The 19,841-nt window shown below is 30.1% G+C and carries 12 protein-coding genes and 2 pseudogenes; all 14 read right to left on the minus strand.

All coding sequences use genetic code 11. From position 1 onward, the window contains the following. Positions 1–347: 347 nt before the first annotated feature. Positions 348–602, minus strand: a pseudogene (locus ACFOZZ_RS07540) (MazG-like family protein); the annotation flags it as partial. 126 nt (positions 603–728) lie between these two features. Next, on the minus strand, positions 729–1,994 hold the full coding sequence (locus ACFOZZ_RS07545) for a hypothetical protein (RefSeq protein ID WP_376814997.1): 1,266 nt from the start codon (positions 1,992–1,994) through the stop codon (positions 729–731). Positions 1,995–2,171: 177 nt separating this feature from the next. After that, on the minus strand, positions 2,172–2,492 hold the full coding sequence (locus ACFOZZ_RS07550; RefSeq protein ID WP_006506730.1) for a nucleotide pyrophosphohydrolase: 321 nt from the start codon (positions 2,490–2,492) through the stop codon (positions 2,172–2,174). Between the two features lie 12 nt (positions 2,493–2,504). After that, a pseudogene (locus ACFOZZ_RS07555) lies at positions 2,505–4,388 on the minus strand (DNA/RNA helicase domain-containing protein). Positions 4,389–4,479: 91 nt separating this feature from the next. Then, positions 4,480–6,366, minus strand: coding sequence for an AAA family ATPase (locus tag ACFOZZ_RS07560; protein WP_376814998.1), 1,887 nt, complete (start codon positions 6,364–6,366; stop codon positions 4,480–4,482). A 371-nt stretch (positions 6,367–6,737) separates the two neighbouring features. Further along, positions 6,738–9,269: a helicase-related protein gene (locus tag ACFOZZ_RS07565; protein WP_376814999.1), complete on the minus strand. Its 2,532-nt coding sequence runs from the start codon at positions 9,267–9,269 to the stop codon at positions 6,738–6,740. Positions 9,270–9,286: 17 nt separating this feature from the next. Further along, complete coding sequence (locus ACFOZZ_RS07570) at positions 9,287–9,943, minus strand: hypothetical protein (protein ID WP_376815000.1); 657 nt, start codon at positions 9,941–9,943, stop codon at positions 9,287–9,289. A 1-nt stretch (position 9,944) separates the two neighbouring features. Beyond that, complete coding sequence (locus ACFOZZ_RS07575; protein WP_376815001.1) at positions 9,945–11,426, minus strand: ATP-binding protein; 1,482 nt, start codon at positions 11,424–11,426, stop codon at positions 9,945–9,947. Between the two features lie 115 nt (positions 11,427–11,541). Further along, positions 11,542–13,059, minus strand: a complete 1,518-nt coding sequence (locus ACFOZZ_RS07580) for a Sau3AI family type II restriction endonuclease (protein WP_376815002.1) — start codon at positions 13,057–13,059, stop codon at positions 11,542–11,544. Positions 13,060–13,113: 54 nt separating this feature from the next. Further along, positions 13,114–14,331 (minus strand): DNA (cytosine-5-)-methyltransferase, encoded by a 1,218-nt coding sequence (gene dcm / locus ACFOZZ_RS07585; RefSeq protein ID WP_376815003.1) that lies wholly within the window; start codon positions 14,329–14,331, stop codon positions 13,114–13,116. Between the two features lie 334 nt (positions 14,332–14,665). Then, on the minus strand, positions 14,666–17,464 hold the full coding sequence (locus ACFOZZ_RS07590) for a metallophosphoesterase (protein ID WP_376815004.1): 2,799 nt from the start codon (positions 17,462–17,464) through the stop codon (positions 14,666–14,668). A gap of 63 nt (positions 17,465–17,527) precedes the next feature. Then, a complete protein-coding gene (locus tag ACFOZZ_RS07595; RefSeq protein WP_376815005.1) occupies positions 17,528–17,815 on the minus strand; it encodes a hypothetical protein in 288 nt (95 codons plus the stop codon). A 225-nt stretch (positions 17,816–18,040) separates the two neighbouring features. After that, a complete protein-coding gene (locus tag ACFOZZ_RS07600) occupies positions 18,041–18,376 on the minus strand; it encodes a hypothetical protein (protein WP_376815006.1) in 336 nt (111 codons plus the stop codon). A gap of 249 nt (positions 18,377–18,625) precedes the next feature. Then, entirely contained in the window at positions 18,626–19,453 is an 828-nt protein-coding gene (locus ACFOZZ_RS07605; protein WP_376815007.1) for a hypothetical protein, read from the minus strand. Positions 19,454–19,841 lie beyond the last annotated feature (388 nt).

A 19,841-nucleotide genomic window follows, 5' to 3' on the forward strand; every position in this document is an offset into this window, starting at 1 on the left:
ATATCGCATCGTTCATCGAGCCCTGAAATCTGTCATTCATCAAGTTTTTCATAAACTTTTGACTCTACCTGCATCATCTTTGGTCCAAGAAATTGTCCGCACCTCCCTATCATTACATCTTTACAAATTAAGCATGTTGCATATTTAATGAACTATAAATATTTTCTATTAGTTAGATAATCACTACGTATAATAATATTAAAATTAAAGAATATCATATTTATTTAATAATCGTATAAAATATCAATTAACATCATTTTAAATAAAGACAAAAGAAACAACCAAATCTGATTGTTCCCTTTTGCATATATGTTTAATTATACTTACAAATCCCTCACATATTACAATTAAATATACTTATCATTCTTACCCTTAGCCTTCTCTACTGGGTACTTTGCTTCATTCTGACTCATCTTCATATTCATTATTTCATCAGCATCTAATCCTAGCTTATCTAATAGATTCTGCCTATATACAATAACATCAGCAAGTTCTTCCTTCACATGCTGTAAATCACAATTATCATCAAACCACTGGAAACATTCTAATAGTTCTGCTGCTTCTATTACTATAGACTTAGCTAGACTAGCTGGTGAATGGAATTAATTCTACCCTTTATACACTGCAATTGCTTATTGTATACCGTTAGTATTCTAGTCATTAAATACTAAAACTTAATTCTTTAATTGAGATTAAATTTCAAAAATCTGTTTAATTTTTCTTTTATTCTATCTGGACTTTTTTCCTTTATTAGTCTGTATTTCTCTCATGTACATAAATGCAGATCTATATTTTGAAAAAGCAATTTGTTCAACTAATTCATTTGTAAAATCAACTAAATCAATCAATATTTTTTCCTGGTTTTCCTTAGGTAAATAATTTTTGCATATATTTATTTGATCATATACTTTATTAGATTCTTTAAATTGTATGCATTTTCTCACACTATTATCAATCAAATAAAGTAACAGTCTTCTAAATTCTCTTGTTCCTCTATTTTCTACATATGTAAAGAAATCATCATATGTATTATATAATCTAGTAATAATTTCTTGGGAAGCATTTCCACAGAAAAACTTATATGGCTGTTTGTTTGCAATGAACACTTCTCCAAACGGAATTCCTTTATCAATAACCCACGTAGCTATATCACTTATTGCTAAATCAAATATTTCTATAAAAATTCTTTTTAAATCTTGTTCCTTAAATTTTCCATATAAAGAATCTGACAAACTAAATCCTGTTCCCATTCTGATGTATTCACAAACACTTTCATACCCTTTGTATTTATATTCAAAATTACAATTATAGTATTCATGATTAAGAGCAAAATGATCCCATACTTCTGCTTTTCGTTTTTTCTCATCTACATATGCTTTCATATCAGATTTAATCTTTTGCATATCTTCATAATAACGTTTAAAAACACTCGTATAATCACCAAATACAGTCATTAGATATTTTAACATGTCTCCCGAATTATCAATAGTACCAAAAATTAACTCTTTTTCCAAAATCAAGCTCAGTTCATCTTCATAACGAACTGGTTTATGATTTAATATTTTTGTTCTCCATGACATGTAATATCCAAACTCATCCAATGTCATTCTTTCAAAATATAAGTCATCTTTATCAGCATCATTTTGGCATTCTCTTATACTATGTTCACATCTACCAGTGTCTACATAGACACGAGTGTAGAGAATAGATGATGGTGGATTAAGATGAAATTGGAATCTGCTAGGACGCTTGATTCTACCAACCAACTTGATACCACTAATATATTTTAATTGTGCGCATAATATTTCATCTTTAAGTTGATCATCCGATTTAAATACCTTTGCTATTTTTTGAATTTGTCTAACTTCCAAATTTATCTCTTTTAAATTCTCTTTGAGTTCTGATAAGTCTTCTTTTTTTATACTATCTGTTCCAAAATGAGGATAATCTATCTTTTCTATACTATCATCTTTATTCAAATATACATCAATCATAATTTATTTTTCCTATTAATTTTAAGTTTAAAATGTGGTAAGTTGATACAAAATATTGTTTTCAGACAGAATAAGAATACTTTTATTCGATATGTTTATATTATGCATTTCATACAATTTCTGTTGTATATTTAGAACACTTGCAACAAATCATTTCATCAATCATAAAATCCACAATTACAATTCTGTATACTTATCACTCTTACCCTTAGCCTTTTCTACAGGGTACTTAGCTTCATTCTGACTCATCTTCATATTCACTATCTCATCAGCATCTAATCCTAGCTTATCTAATAGATTCTGACTATATACAATCACATCAGCTAATTCTTCTTTAACATGCTGTAAATCATAATTATCATCAGACCACTGAAAACATTCTAATAGTTCTGCTGCTTCTATTACGATAGACTTAGCTAGATTAGCTGGTGAATGGAATTGATCCCAGTCTCTATCTTCTGTGAATTTTCTTATTCTATTTACTGTTTCTTCTCTCATGTTAGTTATCCTCTACTTTATACGTTCTCTTAAATAGTCTGCTAGTTCTTTATTGATACAATAAACATAACAGCCTTTCATTCCTCTTGTCATAAGAGTTCTATAAGTGTTTTTTATGATTTGATCCGCTTCTTTTAATGCTTTGTCTGGATCTTGTTTATATAGTTTCTTTATTCCCTTTAAAGACTAATCTGTTCTTGCGCACTTATTAAAATCAGTCACAATATGACCATCTTCATATCTCATATCATCGCCAATAATAACACCTGCATAATCAAACTCTAATCCTTGAGATGTATGAATGCATCCTATCTCATTAATAGAATTCTCATCTATCGCAAATGTAGAACTATTACCTAAATTCCAGCTCATTTCAAAGTCATCAATCTTTATATCATGTACTGTTGAATCGTTCTTACCTGCCTTAATCCATTCCTAGCAATAACCTGCTAACATTCTAGAACGATTATCTATCTGGTTCTTTTCAAATATCAAATCTCTTACTTCATTAGGTGTATCTAGGATCCTTATATCATAATCTATATCTTTTAGATCATAATTAGCTGTTTCTCTTATTTCTAATACATCATCTAACCATGCCAAGTATCCATTAGAACCATTACATCTGAATTGAGAAAGAAGTTCTAATTCAGATACTTCTGAATCAAGTTCTTTAGCCCATTTTCTTATTTCAGCAACAGAACCTATATCGCTTAGTGTGACTCTTTGACTCTCATCTATAAAGAATACACTACATAGACATGCGTTCATGATTTCTTTAATCTGGTTTTCTCCAACAACTCTAGGGCCTAACTGTGTTCTTGCAGTTAATCTATGTCCTTCATCACATAGTATTGTATCTATGATATTGGATTCAACATCTATATAAGAACCAGCACCTTTAAACATATTATTAATGCTACTATTCTTATGTCCTGTTAGTTTCTTTGCATAGACATTTCTAGGAGCACTATTCTTAGAAGTATATTGTACAAATAATCCTTCATTAGTAAGTTTTGATAATAGATTAATAGCGACTACAGTTTTACCAGTACCAGGACCACCTTTCACTACTACTGTACGTTTCTTGTAATCTTCCATGCACTTTAATGAAGTCTGTAATATTTCTTCATATACGACCTTCTGTTCATCAATCATGATAAACTCTTGATTACCTTCAATCATACTCTTAATAGAGTCCTGAAGGCTTTTAGAAGGCTTAATCTTACCGTTATCAATCTCATATAAGATTTGTTTATTATCACCTGTCTTTACAGACTTCTTAATAAACTCTCTTAACTTAGATACTTCACATCTCGCAAAGATAGGTGAATCTTCAACATATTCCTGATATTGATTCTGCTCTAATTTCTCTGGATTACTCTTTCTATAGTTATGTAGGTAAGCACATGGATGTAATTGGATATTCTCCATCTGTACATTCTGATTATAGTCATTTATCATGGCTGCATAAGACCATGCTTGATAGGAAGGATGTACTACTTTACGTACTGCACCACCAGTAAATGTTTCTACTAATGCATCCTGCCCAGTGACTGCTTCTACTTTATCCCATTGTTTTAATTCAATAACAACAACGTTAGGCTCTTTATTTTCTCCATATCCTGAGATGATAAAGTCTACTCTCTTAGATGTTTGAGGAATATTATACTCAATCGCAATACCAGAATCTTCCGGTATTGCTTGATCATTCAATACTTTATACATATATTCTAAAGAGTTCTCCCATGAACGGAATTCATTACGAGCAGTTTTTTTATGCATCTTAGTATATATTGTTTCTTCTATTTCCTGAGCAATAGAATCCATTTCTACTGCATGTAGAAAGTCATTTTTTATTCCTGAATATACAATCATCTGTCTACCTTCTTTCATTATTTAAGTGAGAGAATATGAATAACGTAATAGTTATAGAAAAATTATACAATCCTTTTTTGAAATATACTGAAAGCAATGCTAGAAGTAATCATTCGAAATTATTTTCTTTTAAGTAATCATCCAAATTATTTGAACGATACTCAAATTTATATGGATTTAAGCATACTTTTAATTTTTGATTCAAATGAATCATATCACTTAATTCTTTTTTAATATCTTTATCATTGCATTTCTCACGAATATAAAAAGCTTTTTCGATAAGTGTATAATCTCTAATACTTATCTTTTTCTTATCATCATATTCTTCAAACTGAATTTCTTTTAATTGCGGAAATTTTTTGTAAATTTCATTGAATACATCCTTTTCTTCTTTATTAATCTTAGCTAATTCTGTTTCAACTTCATACTTGCTTGCGCAATGAACAATCGCAGAAAGGTATTGATAAACAAATCCGCGTTTACCTTCATACAATAATCTCAAATTAAATATTTTACTGTAATAATCATTTGTTCTTTTAATTCTATTTATAACAAATTCATCGAAGTCATTAAAATCATCCTTCTCAATTATTTGTAAAATGGCTTTTTTATTTATATTCGTAAAGTATTGTACTAAGCCTTTGTTATACCTGTCAGCTAATGCGTATTTAGCAAATGCACAATTATGAGATAATACAATTACAGTTCTATTTTTCAGTTCTTTAGAAATTATATTATATATCTGATTCATTCTATAATCATCATAATCAGATGCAGGATCGTCAATTATAATAATGTTATTATTGTTTTTACACTCGTATATAAACATCAATAAAGCAACTAAATTTTTTTCACCATTTGATAAACCTGTTGGTCTATCTTTCTGTTCGACATCATTATTTAAAGTAATTTTATAGCCCTTAATACTCTTATTACTACTATAGGAAGCACTTATGCTGTATGGAATATCTAATGCTCTTAAATAATTATTTAAAGGCTGAACACGTTTGTTGAGTATAGTTTTTGTCTTATTTTTTGCTTGATTTATTTTGCCAATTACAGCCTTATTTTTTTTATTTATTTTTTTAGCAGCCATATATACATCCGGAAAAAATGTCTTTAATTCATCACTTATAGTCATATCAGTTTGTACATAAGCAGATATATTTAAATAATCAATATTTTGCATTTTATTTGCAATATTTTCATAGTCTTTTATTGCAATTTGTAAATTTCTTATTATATGTACCGCAGCATGAACTGATTTACTATTAAACGCCAATAAAGTATCTCCAGTAGTCGGAAGCTTATCATGTAATTCAATATATTTATCAACTGCTTTTGCTTCGAATTTATTAACAAAATCAATATATTTGGCATTGGATTTACTCAAACGCAAATTACAATAAGGACAATGTTCACTATCCCTATACTTTTCACCATCTTTAATCCACTTTAATTTCCCATTTGGCATTTTTTCAATTTGTGAAACATAACTTCTTTTATTAGTTGTATTTAAAGCACTCTCAAGTTTTAAAATTTTAGATTTTGCAGACAACTTATTATCTTTTGTTAAGGAAGAGCATCCAAGTTCTTTTTGTACTGTCTTGTATTCCTGAAACAAATTATCACTTTGATATAAACTTGTTCTTAATTCTTGGACTAAATTTTCTAATTCCTTAAGTTCCTTTCTTAGAGCTTTATCATCGTCCACTAAAATAGAATAGAAATTAGTATCTTTTTTATTGATGACATAATCGCTTAATTTATCCCTATCAAATACGGAGATATCATAGTTTTGTGACCCATCTACTTTTACAGATACCTCACCTTCAAAATCAACTGATTTATTATTTTCAAAATCCTTATTTAATAAAGCCTCAGATATAGAGCTTTTACCGCATCCTGATTTTCCATAAATAACATTGATTTTTCCTTCTTTAAAATCACATTTAAAATCATATAAATTCTTAAATCCAGATATTTCTACTCGCATATTAACTTCCCTCTCTCTATTGATTAATCACATAATTATGTATTACTTAACATATATAATACCACTTTTTTATCTTTAACACAGGATATTACCTACCTACCGCTTTATTTAGGCATTAATACTAATTAATGCACATTTTCTTCTTAATCAGTTTAAAAATAATGAAATTTTTTTATCTATAAATAAATTTATAAAAGGCATTTTTCATTAGCTATCAAACCCAACTGTGGCATGCAAAAAAAAAACGAAATATTATGAAACTATTGAACCTTTTCATTATCTAAATATCCATTAAAAATATCCACAATACCTTCCCCATTAACAATAAAAACCTGCTCCTCAAAAAGCAGGTTCGTAAAATTAAATGTTTTTTAATTATTCTCTTTCCAATACCTCGAAGGTCTCTTTACTTCATACTCAACAGCATACTCAAGATTCAAGTTATTAGGATTTAATAAAGTAATCGGCCATCCTACTTGTAAATCTTTTTCTTCTATACAACGATTATTCATACTAATATCTAGAATTTTCTCAAACTTAATCGGATTACCATCTAAATCTGCTATATATGAAACATTTTGTAATGAATCATTTACATACTTAACATTATACATATACACATCAGTATATTTAAAAGGTAATGATTTAAGATTTATACTTTCTTTTTCACCACACTCAGCAGTCAAATCAATACTTGTATTATCCGGTAATTCAACTTGAATCATTCCCTCAACATTAGTATCTACCCAATCAAATTGTTTTTTACACAATCTTATCAAATCATTTCTAATACATTCAGAAATAGTGATTTTTTCCTTTGTATTCGTCCACAATGTTTCTAATGCTTTTGTTTGATAAGAATTACGTATTTGCTTTAGTTGATTTAATCCTGAATCAACTGGTTCATCATCATGTAATAAGGACATTCTAATTTCTTTTGCAATAACTTCAGGAAAATCCCCTACTGCCAAATTAGCTGTTTTAAGTCTTTGCTGAATTCTTGTGTACATCTTTGCTTCTACACTATGCGGATACCAGACATTATATACATCTACCTGATCAGCTTTTTGTCCAAGTCTTGCTATTCTTCCAATTCGCTGTTCGAGTCTAGCTGGAGTCCATGGCACATCTACATTAATAAGCACCCTTGCTGCTTGGAGATTTAAACCCTCAGAAGCGGCATCAGAACAAAAGACTAGTTGAATATTTCCAGCAAACAATTCTCTTTTTATTTCATCTTTGCTAGTTTCTTTAGTTTTATCTCCTTTTACTATAACAGCTCGACTGCCTGTATAAACAGCATATGGATAATCAACATCACGACTATTAAACTCCTGCAATAGAGCATCTATCGTATCAGTATATCTAGAAAATAATAAAACAGCGTCATTCTCAGAAACACATCTTAAGCCTAGATTGATAGACTCAATAACTTTTCTATCGCCTACCATATCTAACAAATAATCTGCTTCTTTTACTAATGATAATAAATCTGACTTTTCAAGATTTATAGCACGAATAACATTTTTCACATTCTTTTCATCATTTAAATGTGAATCATAACAATCTTCATCAAACAAATCCCAATCATCATCTTCAAAACTTGAAATATCAACTCGTCCTGTAGGAATTTTACCAGTCGCATTAATTTCTGCTAATAGTCCTTCCGCTTTATGCAAACGTCTTTCTAAGCTCTTCTTACAAGAATATAGAGAAGATGCTACACGTTGTTGATAACTTATTTTAATAAATCCCAAAGGTATTATCCTATTAGGATTTAGCGCAATCTCCATCAAAAAACATTTAGTATGCAAATAGTAATTTACTCTACTATAGAATTTTTCAATTTCATCCGAATTATATAAATTCACTTGTTCAAGATTTCTTTTTGGAAACTTATATCCTACAGCAGTTAAAGACTTTCTTGTATTTCTTACAGTCAAAAGTCTAGCTGGGTGCAATTTAATAAATACACTTTTAAAACAATCCCATCGCTTCAGAATATATTCTGCTCTTTCCAAACTATCTACAGATTTATATTCGTTCTTAAAAAAACTTACAAGTTCTTGTTCTTCACTACTCAAAGTACTTGTGTCTGGATTCATCTTCTTTAAGGTTGTATACAGCAAATTACCTGCGATTGAAGTATCTGATAAACTTAGCTTACTATCGCTACCAATAACACTTAAAGATAGATTGTAATTATCTTCTTTTTCCCACAGTTTTGGTAAACCTAATAGTTTTAACATCGCATGATATTCAAAAGCTTCTTTCTGCATAGGGGTAGCTGTAGCCAAAATAAGATGTGGAATTTTCTTTGATACTTCTTCTAGCATTTTATATAACTGTGTCTTTTTACGTTTTCCAGATATATCTGATGTAACACGAGCAGCATGTGCTTCATCAACAATTAATAATTCCGGAAGTATTGTATCCTTTTTCAAAAATACACTCGTATTACCTTTAGTACCCCTTGCATACTGTGCAGACATAAGAATTATATCTGGACTTCTGATTCCTAAAGGATTTCTACCATTCATAGGAATAACACCTTGTCTAATAGACCTATATGATTTATCTCCAGAATCATATAACCACGCATCTATTTCAAAATGTTTATATAATTCTTCCTGCCATTGGTTTAATACAGATTTAGGAGTAAGTATAACCACTCTTTTAATGTCAGCATATTTAATCAAAAAAGCAAGTGTAGCTGCAGCTTCAAATGTTTTACCAAGCCCCACCTCATCAGAAAACATAACCCTTACAGGCCATCTTGATAATGCATCAATAACAGTTCTTTCCTGATGCATATAAAGAGATGGAATATCACCAGAAACAAAAAAGTTAGCTGGCATCTCAGCCATTTTAGCAATAATATTCATTTCAATAGCATTATCCATATTATCCAATTCCATATTTATCTACCAAGTATATCTAAAACCTTGTTGCAGAGTTCACCATCTCCATCAACACTTCTTCTTGTAATAACATTGTTATCAGCTAATTGAACTAATGTTTCTACAAGTTTCTTCTTCTGCTTAACTGAAAGAACTTTTCCTTTTCTTTCATTTGCAATAATACTCTTTAAGAATCTAACTGACCAATCGTTTAAAACCTTAAAATCTTCATCTTTTTTCAAGAAATGTTTAAGCTCATCAGGTTCAATTTCTAAAACCCTTTCTTCTACAGGTAAACCTGAAATTTCAATCATCTTGTTGTAGACATACTCACTATACGTTATATGCTTATCATCCATCTTAAATTTATCTTTATCATTTTTCAATCCCTGAAGGGCTTCTATAATTTCTTCATCACTGGCATTTCCTAACATTGTCCAAGTAGTTTTAGGTGGATTAACATCTGAAATCATATCTAATATTTCTGAATTTAATGCACCTAATGACAACAATGCTTCTAACTCAGAAGGAGTCGCTTTAATAAAAGCAGCAGTTCCAGATAAATCTAAGCCTTCAGAATAAAATAAATCAGAAATACTACTTATCTTATCACCTAGTTTTATATCTTTATCTTCCCAATTAGTCTTAATTTGATCTAATGCTTCTACTTTATTCATACTATCCCTCCTTCTTAGTCGTTCTTTCTTTTATCCATTCATTTCTTATCATTAAAGATTCAGATGTTTCATAATGCAGTTTCTCTACTAAAACTCTATATATAGCATCTGAAGTTGCTAATATTTTCTGTACTTCTGAGTCAATTCTCTTTTCCCATAATTGATGATTTTTGAAGAGAATTACTTGTAATTCTGCATTATCATCTTCATCTAATGGCTCCTGATAAATATAGTCAAACGGGGCATCAATAATGTCTGATTCTTTTTCTAAATAGACAATAGCTATTTCCTGACCACCTTTAAGTATCAATGATTCTTCTTTAACAATCGCGCCTATACTTTCATTAATACTTGTTTCTTTCTTTTGATGCTCAGGTGAAATCTTCTCAGCTGATTTATCAGTTTCGTTTGATGAAGTTAATTCACCTGTACCATAATCAGCATTTAATTTAGAAACAATTCTCTTTAGTTCAGTTGGTTTACTAATATTTCCTTTTCTACTCACATCTCTAGATGCAGAAACTATATCTTTCAAAAATTCATGCATATGACTTCTTGAAGCTTCCCAACTATCACTTTGCTGTGTACCCTGCTTATAGAAAGTTGCTTCTAAGAAATCCATATTTACTTCACCGATAATTCTACTTGTCATCAAGTGAGGCTTGAACCAAGATTTATCCCATTTTTCAACAAGCTGATTATTTCTATAGATATTAAAACCATATAAGCCATCATTGTGAGTTTGTGAATCTAGTGCTACCCATCCAGTAATATGATATTCATCATTAGAACCAAATGTTTCATCGATAATAATTTTAGTATTTGGAATAAAATTATACTGTTTCGGTATAGCTTCGTATTTAGAACCCTCATCAGTAATTACAGTAATCTTATCTCCTCTTTCAAGATGACCTTTAAATGCTTCTCCTAGGTATTCAAGAACTGAACTTGCAAATGTATGTCTATCATTTAATCTTTTAATTACAAATGCTGTACCATGAGTCATATTCTTGATAGGTGACGCTATAAATGACTTTTCTTCTTCAATAACAACATCCCATGCATCTTTACCAGTAGGTCTATTGCTATAATCCTTAATATCAAACTCTACATGAAGCTCAGTATCTTCATTCGCGCTTTTTGTGTATATTTCATAGAACTTCCCTAAAGTTGAGCATGATGTTTTAAATCCCATGCCGAAATGACCTTTTGCGCCTTCGCCTCTTTCAATATGTTTAGACATATCCTCAGCAATACAAACTGCCTTTTCAAGAACATCTGCTGTCATACCTTTCCCATTATCCATAACAACAATATTCCCATTTCTCATATCAATAGTAATATTCAATTTTTCATCATTATATCGAGCATCAAAACAATTAGCCACTAATTCCCCTATCGCTTCTGCTGGTTTCTGATTGGTTGCTCCAATTGTTTCCATCAATCTAGGTGATGGATAATTCTTTACTACTCTCTTTGCCATATTCAATCCTTCCTAAATTCACAATTCTCTATATATCCTTCTACAAATATAGCTATTTTAATTACTTTCCCATATAGTATTGATACTCTTATAGTGTAAACTTAAAATATTCTTTCTAAATCAATCCTAATTCTTTCAACTGTTTTAATACATATGTTCTATTTAGCCAAAAACTCTGTCTAGTCATCCATTCACCATTTGGTAATTGATCCGCATGTTTTGCAATATTCCCACTCATATAACCATTATTAAGCTTGTAAGCAGATTTTGGAGAATGCGGACGCATATGAATGATTTCTGTATCTTTCATCCCTGGCAGGTTATTAGAAACCGATAATTCGCCTTTCGAATTTTTATTGAAATTAAATTGAACACCATTCTTAATAATGTTTTTATACTCATTCCATTCATTAAACACTATCTCGTTTAAATCATGGTAGGGCATATGCCAGAACTGTGCCCCTTTTAAAACATAGTGGTCATCTTCTTTTTGAAATACTACAAATAAGAATTGGGTTGTATCAAAATAATTAAAAACCTTAGAATCTTCCCATTCTTCTTCAATTAATTCCTTAAATTTAAATGGCGAAAAAGACATACTTTCTTTATTTTTGCCATTTTCCTCAAGACGAATAGTCTTAACTACAATATTTGCTTTTTCAAATTCTGCAGCCTGATTTGTTTTAATCCCTAACATTCTAAAAGATAAATCTTTCCATTGTGCCTTATTTTTATTGTATACTCTGCCATAGTATTTACATAACTCTTTATCAGTACGTCCGATATTCTTATTTATTAACTCTAAGGCATATTCTTTAAAACTCTTATCTATAGATTCTTTAACTATAGATTCACAAGGAACTTTATCTTTTAGTACATACTCCTTCAAAATATAATTCATATACGATATCTTGAAACAGTAATTTCTTTTCTTGGCTGGAATATGTTCACCATAATACTGCGGTCTCATACTCTTTTTAGCTGTCGCACCTTTTGTACAAGCTCCTAGATACATTGTATCTCCTTCACTCAATTCATGTGCTTTACCTTGTTTAATTTTTTCATTTATGAGATTATAATCATCAATAATAACTTTTAAATCTTCTTTTGGAGGGCTAAATAAATTGATGAACTTAATTGTATAGTCCAATCTATTAATAGATTTATCTCTTAAATAGTGAATCAATAATATTTTTCTTATTTTATCCCATACATGACTCTTAAAGAAATCTTCCTCTACTGGTTCATTATAGGAAATGTTAGTAATAGATAATCTTTCACCTGCTTTAAATTCACCTTTTTTATTTATATCGATAGGAGTCTGTTTTAACTCTAAACCTGTTTTATTAAAATCAGCTTCCTGCTTTCCGTTAGGATCATAGCCAAAATAATACTTCTCAATTAAGTTTCCTAATTGACCTTTAGCATTCTCATTTAAAGAGGGGGCTGCAGTATAAGTACCTGACTGTTCCTTAACAACCATCGTATTAGAATTTCTCTTATTATCTTCATAACTCTTATATGGACTCTTTTCATATTCATTTAAAATCTCATGAAAAGTCATTCCTTCTAGTTGTTTAGCATATGAGTATATGCTTTCAATATTAGAATCATCATAATCAAATAGCTTCATACTTCTCACCCTTTCCTCTCAAATATAGAATAATCTTATGTTAAAGACATAAGATTACTGTTCTTCATCAATTATTTTATCTAGAACCTTAGCCATTCTTGTAATCATAGGTACAACCAATGCATTCCCCATACAGAAGAATCTCATTCTAGTAGGCATACCAGTATTAGTCCAATCATCATCAAAGCCTTGTAAACGTTCTGCTTCAATTGGAGTTAATGTTCTTAACTTCCCAGTTTTTGGATCTGATACTACATGCGTACTTCTATTTAATGTAGATTCACTTGTTAACATAGTTCTACCAGGTTTATCCCATGAGTCAGGAAAACCTACTGGTCCTTCAGAAAAGACATATTCATGCCCAGTTTTAGAAACTCTATTAATCTTTTTTGCACCTTTTAAGTAAGTCCACTTGCTCATCTTTTCAGATGAAATATAAAAATTTTCATCTACATCAGACTGAAGAATTTCACCTAACAAGATTGGCTTTTCCAATACTGGAACAACCTTATTCGTATAAATTTTACCATTTCTCATTATGCCAGCTGGCTTGAAATCAAATGAGAACTTATCAGTCATTTCAATAAGATCATCTAATAGTTCTCCTTCGAAACACTCTTCTATTTGTTCAATAGGAAAAGCTTGAGCCATAAATCCATCAGTATTGATCATAGCTAATTCAGTGTATTTATTCATAGATTCAGCATACTGTGTATCATTTCTATAAGCAAAAATAAATACTCTTCTTCTACGCTGTGCTGCACCATATTCAGCTGCATTTACCACTCTCCATTCAGCTGAATAACCTAATCCATTTAAACAACTTAATATAATACCAAAATCTCTACCACGCTGTTTTGCAGGTGATTTAAGTAATCTATCTACATTTTCAAAAATACAAAAAGCAGGTTTCTTGGCTTCAATAACATCTCTAATTTGCCACCAAAGTACACCTTTTTTACCTTCAATTCCTTTAGAACTTGAAAGTGATTGTGCAACAGAATAATCCTGACATGGAAAACCACCTACTAAAAGAGTATGATCAGGAATATTATTCTTATCTACAACAGAAATATCCTCACCTGTGTGAATTTCTCCATTCATATCCAAAGAATTTCCAAAATGTTCTACATAGCATTGATTGGCCCATTGAGTACGTGCTCCTGGTTCCCATTGTGAAAACCACACAGTTTCCCAGTTAGAATTTGCTCTTTCAAATCCTAATCTGAATCCTCCTACACCAGCAAATAATTCACAAATCGTTTTTTTCATAAAGTCCTCCTAGTTATTAACTTCTCACTTATCTTTTAGAATCTAAGCTTTGCTTTGAACACTATCAAACGATAGATCGTGATTCTAATATTCGTGGGTGTTAACCCATATAAAAAAGAAGGTACCAACTTAATTATGATTAAATTGGCCTCTTTTTCGTAAAGTAAATTATATCAACTCTCTATATGCAAATGAAGGATTTTTTTATATTTAATATTTATAAACATAGTGTGATTCTAACGATAACATAATCCATCATGAATAACAGTGAAATAAACCCCTAATAAACTTACTATTTTTTACTGCTTCGATAACTCCAAAGATAGATTTTATATTACTTTACCCACCTATAACACCATGATTGGCCTTTAGAAAACGCACTTTTTAATGCAGTAATAGAAAAACTTTCTCTAACTCCTGTCAATTGCAAACTTCCCGTTTTATTAGTTGCTTCCACATCAACTATTTCAGCAACAATCATCTCAGTTCCATCATCTTCAACTACTGCATATTCAGTAAAATCATATATAAATCTTTTGCCATTATACAATGTATGTCTGAATGATCTCGGACTTGTTTCAGTCAAACTTAAGTCAAATAGTCTTAGTACATGTCCACTAAACAATCGCTGTAATTGATTGATGTTTCTAGATAACCCATAAATTTTACCTGTTCTACTCACCGGCACCAACTTATCGCTTGTTATTTCAGCCGTTTTTTGTTCATATAATTCTATCAATTGCTTATCATGAATAGAAGCTAATAGATATTGCGAATTTGCTGATTTTTGATTATATTTCTCTTGAATTATATCTAATTGTTTCTTAGAATCCTGAGCTTCATTTCCAGATAAAATAGAACTATGCTTTCTTGATAAAGACTTAATAACATCATCAAATGAACCTAATGATTCAACTGCACCAAAGTATGGAGAATAGTAATAACTAATACTGTTATCATAAAGATTAATCATAATATGGTGGAAAAAATCAATATCGACTATAGTGCCATGGATTTTACCATCTAGCCCTAAATCTTTTAATTCCTTTGATAGCTGTTCCTGAAGTTTTCTTAATGGAATCATAGATTGCAAATATTTAGACAAAATAATATCAAAATTCTCACAAACCCAACTCATTTCTGTTGATGATGTTAATTTTTTTGTTGCACCACCATTTACTATAGAAATTCCTTTTGAAACTCCTGTCTTCCTCAATAAAAAGAATCCATAATATCCCTTACGCTTGAGAACATAGAAATCAGTATCACCATTCTTTAATCTATTATTTAATAGCTTTCCATTACCTATTTTTTCACCAATATATCTATAAAACTCTAAATAATCATCTACTGAGGTCTTATATAATCCTTCGCCTAATTCACCGTATGGATTTAAATATAATCCAGTTGTTGCTTTCTTGAAGTAAATATCATTACTTTTATAGCCAATCTGATTATCTGCATAAACAACTTTCTCTTCGTTCTTTATGAATTCATTTATATGTGTATGTCCAGTAAAGTAAATAGCTTCCTTTTCATAATGATTATTCAAACAAGCAGATACAGGATAATGAGATACACATATAAAACAAAGACCATGCTTTTTAGCATATGATAATGCATCATAATATCCTTTCTCAAAAGCATCAGTTTCTTTTATCTCGTCTTCTCTTGAAAATCCCTTGCAACATACTAAACTATCTGCATTCCAAACTGTATCATACTTAGCAAATCCTGTACCACCATAAATGAGACATTCATCACCTATTTTATAAGTATTATGTAAAAGCATGATTCCTATTTTTGATAACTGATTCTTATAATATTCCACTCCTGCATCCACATTTTCAAACGCAATATAATCATGGTTACCCAAAACCACAAAAACACTTCCTCGATACGAATGCTTATAATCTAATAACGTTATTTCTTCAACTTTCTTACAATATTGACTTTCAAACGATTCAATTTCATGTTTTATTTTTTCTCTATGACATTTATAATCTTCTATCTCTTTGTACTTCTTCTCTTTTAAATCCAATAAAGAAACTACCACTTCTATTTTTCTTATAACTAAATCTGGTAATTCTATGGATTTAAAACTTTTTACCTTTCGATAGTATTCAAATGCACTTGTATTAGAATCAGTAGGTTTATATTTCTTCTTGTATTTATCAAACTTTATAAAATCAAACTCTGGAAGAAGTTCCCTTTTCAATTTTTCTATACTCATTGACAACTTAGCATATGAAATCTTATACCACTGATCATCAGCAATCATTTCTTTCATTGCTTTCAATTTACTCAATTCATTTCTAAATCTTTTAAAACTGACTAAATCATACCTTCTCATGTAGTATGAGAAAAATTCCATAAAGAGTTCTTTATCTGAAGAAATATCTCCATCAAATATAACAATATCTGATGATAAAGATGAATTATAGAGTCTATCTCCAATTATACGTATCATCTTCTCTTCATCATTATCATAATATTTTAAATGATGTCCCAAATGAATATCTGAAATATATGAAATTTGTATTCTAGAATCATCACTATAATATGAAAGAGAATTTCCTAATTGATCTACCACAGCTAATTGTTGATTTAAAGCTTGAAGTTCATTCTTATCTGAACGCCAAGTATATAAACTTTTTGAATAATCCGAGATTTGATTTGCCGGATTCTTGTTAGAACAATCTGGATTTTTGCAATGTAGCCAATTGACGCAAGTTATACTGCCATCATCCATATAATAAATCTTACCGCATTTATTACATCTTACTTTATATAACTGTTTCTCTCTAATTGCAGTCAAAAGACTAAAAGAAGTATTTGGATGCTGATCATGATAAAGAAACATTTCTACATTTTCAAAATCACGATAATGATTTCTAAACTTGTCTATAAAAGTTATAGGCATTGAATCTTTATTATAATAGGCATTTGTTTCCTCTTCACTTAATTCGAAATATTCATAAAAATTATAAAGAATCCTATAGTAACTATATTCAAACTTATTCCACTCTTTCTCAGCAAGTTGTTTAATTATAGGCACAATATCTGCCTCAGCTTCTTCACAACCTCCGATGACTTCTAGACAACCGTATTTATCTCCTATTTTTAATTCCATAAGCATTTCTCCACTTCTAATGGTCTGACTGCCAAAATATGCGTTTAGATTTTGTACTAATAGTTAATACAAACATCCTTCTTCATAGCCTTCCCATTTTCTCCACTCTTCTGCAAACAGGTTTCTACCACATTCCAGTGAACGTTGACATCTATCCAAAAAAATATTCTTTTCCTCCCTCTTGCAAAAATAATATTTACCTGTATCAGAATCATAGGCAAGCATTCCATCAGGTTCCAAAAAATAACATCCTCTATCAGTTCCAAACACATCATCGTAAACATACATACATTTAAGATCTACGTGATCATAAGTTTCAACTGTATTTTGTTTTCTCTTTTTCCTTTTCATATACCTGAACTATCACTTTCTCACAAGAATCTTATCTCTTATTTTGACTCACTAATCAATTATTCTCTTAAAACATCCTAAGGATTTAATATCCCTACATAGGAAGGTGTTTCCATAAAAATTATAGCGAACTTACAATATATAAGAAGCTTTATTATCTGGATACTCTACTTTTATACTTTCCACTCCAACTTCATAGAAAATTAATCCATTAACCTCTTTAACTCATTCATATTTCAAATAGAACTCCTTAACCATCCTATCAAACTTCTCTGGATCCTCTTTATATAAGTCATATACCTCTCTAAAAATCTTACTACTATTCTTCAAACCTTCCTTACCACCAGTCACAATATAATGAATAGTTGCTACTTGCATAGATAATCCTGTTACATTCCTAAACTTATCATCTACTATCCATCCTTTTAATCGTGCTCTTCTATTTAGAATCTCAGACAATTGTTTTAGTTTATCCTTATCAATACTAAGAGTCTGCCCTGATTTAAAATACAAATCATATAATGCAACAGCTTCTTCTAAATCCCAATTAATTCTTTTCATTCCTAAATCTCCTAAATATCAACAATTCTTCTTTTGATGTTCTTTATTACAATTATATACCTATTCCAATCTTTTTGTATCTCCTGACCATTCGATAACAACTATTATTAGGCGTCATTATAAAATGTTTAAATTTCTTTTACACCATTCCTATTTCTCTTCTAACTTTCCGCATACTACAACTTAATTTTTATAGTTATAATTTTCGTTGACATGAAAAAAGACCACTAGATTTCTCTAGCAATCTTATTAGAATAATGTAAATAGAATCAAACTACATATCGCAATAGCAACAGCTGGTGGATCAACATGAGTACCACAATCAGTATTGAATACCATGCCAAATAATAAACCAATGAAATGTGCAATAACCCCAAATACAATTGCTACCGCAATAAGAATATTTCCAGTTTGTGCAATGGCATAACCAGCAACAAGAGTTGTATGATGTGTTGCTGGGAATGCTGGATCATTTAATGCGAATATAAGTGATAAAGCACTAATTGAGAAACCTATTGTATATAGACCTGTTTTTTTCGCAAAATAAGCCATTACTGTAGAAACAGCTAAACCAATTAATAACTGGAATAACCAGAAACTAACAGATGCATTCTTTAAAAAATCAAGTTTCTTTCTATTATAAGTATTTTCTTTGTTGAATAATAGTCTTCCAAGTACTCCTACTAAAATAACAGATACTGCACCAGCATCTACTGGAAAACCAAAATAATTCTCAAAATCAAAGATTAAATAACCTAATATACCACCTAATGCACCAACTAATAAAACATAAGGATCATTTGTGAAAGCAAGTGATCTTGATGTTTCAACACCTCTGATATCATGTTTAGTACCAGTATAAGCAGTTGCTAAACCAGCTGCATTGAAGATAATACATAGCAAAAATAAATTATTTGATATCACTTCATTTAAGAATGTTGTATCAATCCCACAATGATTAAATATGATAACGAGTAGACCAACAAAACCTGTACATATAAAGGTTTGTGTTCCACCTATAAGAGTCCCTAAAATACCTGCAAAAAAAGCTAATATAATTGATGATAGTAAAAACATAATAGTTTGTCTTCTAATTTTTTTATTCATATACATAATCACGCCGATGTAAAATAGTTTACATTACATAGGCATTTTGGTTTGTGAATCATTCTGATTTGGTATTGTTGTTGGAGTATATCTTCCACAAAGTAGTATTGTCTTATGTTATTGATTGGTGCGATTATTTACTATATGACATAATCTCTTAATGGAATGATCATCTACCCTGACAGATACTTCACCTACTGCTTTATTGCTAAATAACAAATTCCCCTCCCTATTGATTTAGGATATCTAGTTTCCTGGGGGTTATTATATCCTATCCATCTATCAAACGTAAGCGCCAAATTATATAGTGTACCTAAAAAGGACGATTAAATCGAAAATGTGATTTAATCGTCCTTTA

The organism is Catenibacterium sp. GCM10023432, assembly GCF_042651925.1.
Classification (GTDB): domain Bacteria; phylum Bacillota_I; class Bacilli_A; order Erysipelotrichales; family Coprobacillaceae; genus Catenibacterium; species Catenibacterium mitsuoka.

Coding starts and splice junctions, on each gene's coding strand:
- ACFOZZ_RS07550 (WP_006506730.1), bottom strand. CDS start 2,492: ATGAGAGAAGAAACAGTAAATAGAATAAGAAAATTCACAGAAGATAGA.
- ACFOZZ_RS07595 (WP_376815005.1), bottom strand. CDS start 17,815: ATGAAAAGGAAAAAGAGAAAACAAAATACAGTTGAAACTTATGATCAC.
- ACFOZZ_RS07600 (WP_376815006.1), bottom strand. CDS start 18,376: ATGAAAAGAATTAATTGGGATTTAGAAGAAGCTGTTGCATTATATGAT.
- ACFOZZ_RS07570 (WP_376815000.1), bottom strand. CDS start 9,943: ATGAATAAAGTAGAAGCATTAGATCAAATTAAGACTAATTGGGAAGAT.
- ACFOZZ_RS07580 (WP_376815002.1), bottom strand. CDS start 13,059: ATGAAGCTATTTGATTATGATGATTCTAATATTGAAAGCATATACTCA.
- ACFOZZ_RS07575 (WP_376815001.1), bottom strand. CDS start 11,426: ATGGCAAAGAGAGTAGTAAAGAATTATCCATCACCTAGATTGATGGAA.
- ACFOZZ_RS07560 (WP_376814998.1), bottom strand. CDS start 6,366: ATGCGAGTAGAAATATCTGGATTTAAGAATTTATATGATTTTAAATGT.
- ACFOZZ_RS07545 (WP_376814997.1), bottom strand. CDS start 1,994: ATGATTGATGTATATTTGAATAAAGATGATAGTATAGAAAAGATAGAT.
- ACFOZZ_RS07605 (WP_376815007.1), bottom strand. CDS start 19,453: ATGTTTTTACTATCATCAATTATATTAGCTTTTTTTGCAGGTATTTTA.
- ACFOZZ_RS07590 (WP_376815004.1), bottom strand. CDS start 17,464: ATGGAATTAAAAATAGGAGATAAATACGGTTGTCTAGAAGTCATCGGA.
- dcm (WP_376815003.1), bottom strand. CDS start 14,331: ATGAAAAAAACGATTTGTGAATTATTTGCTGGTGTAGGAGGATTCAGA.
- ACFOZZ_RS07565 (WP_376814999.1), bottom strand. CDS start 9,269: ATGGATAATGCTATTGAAATGAATATTATTGCTAAAATGGCTGAGATG.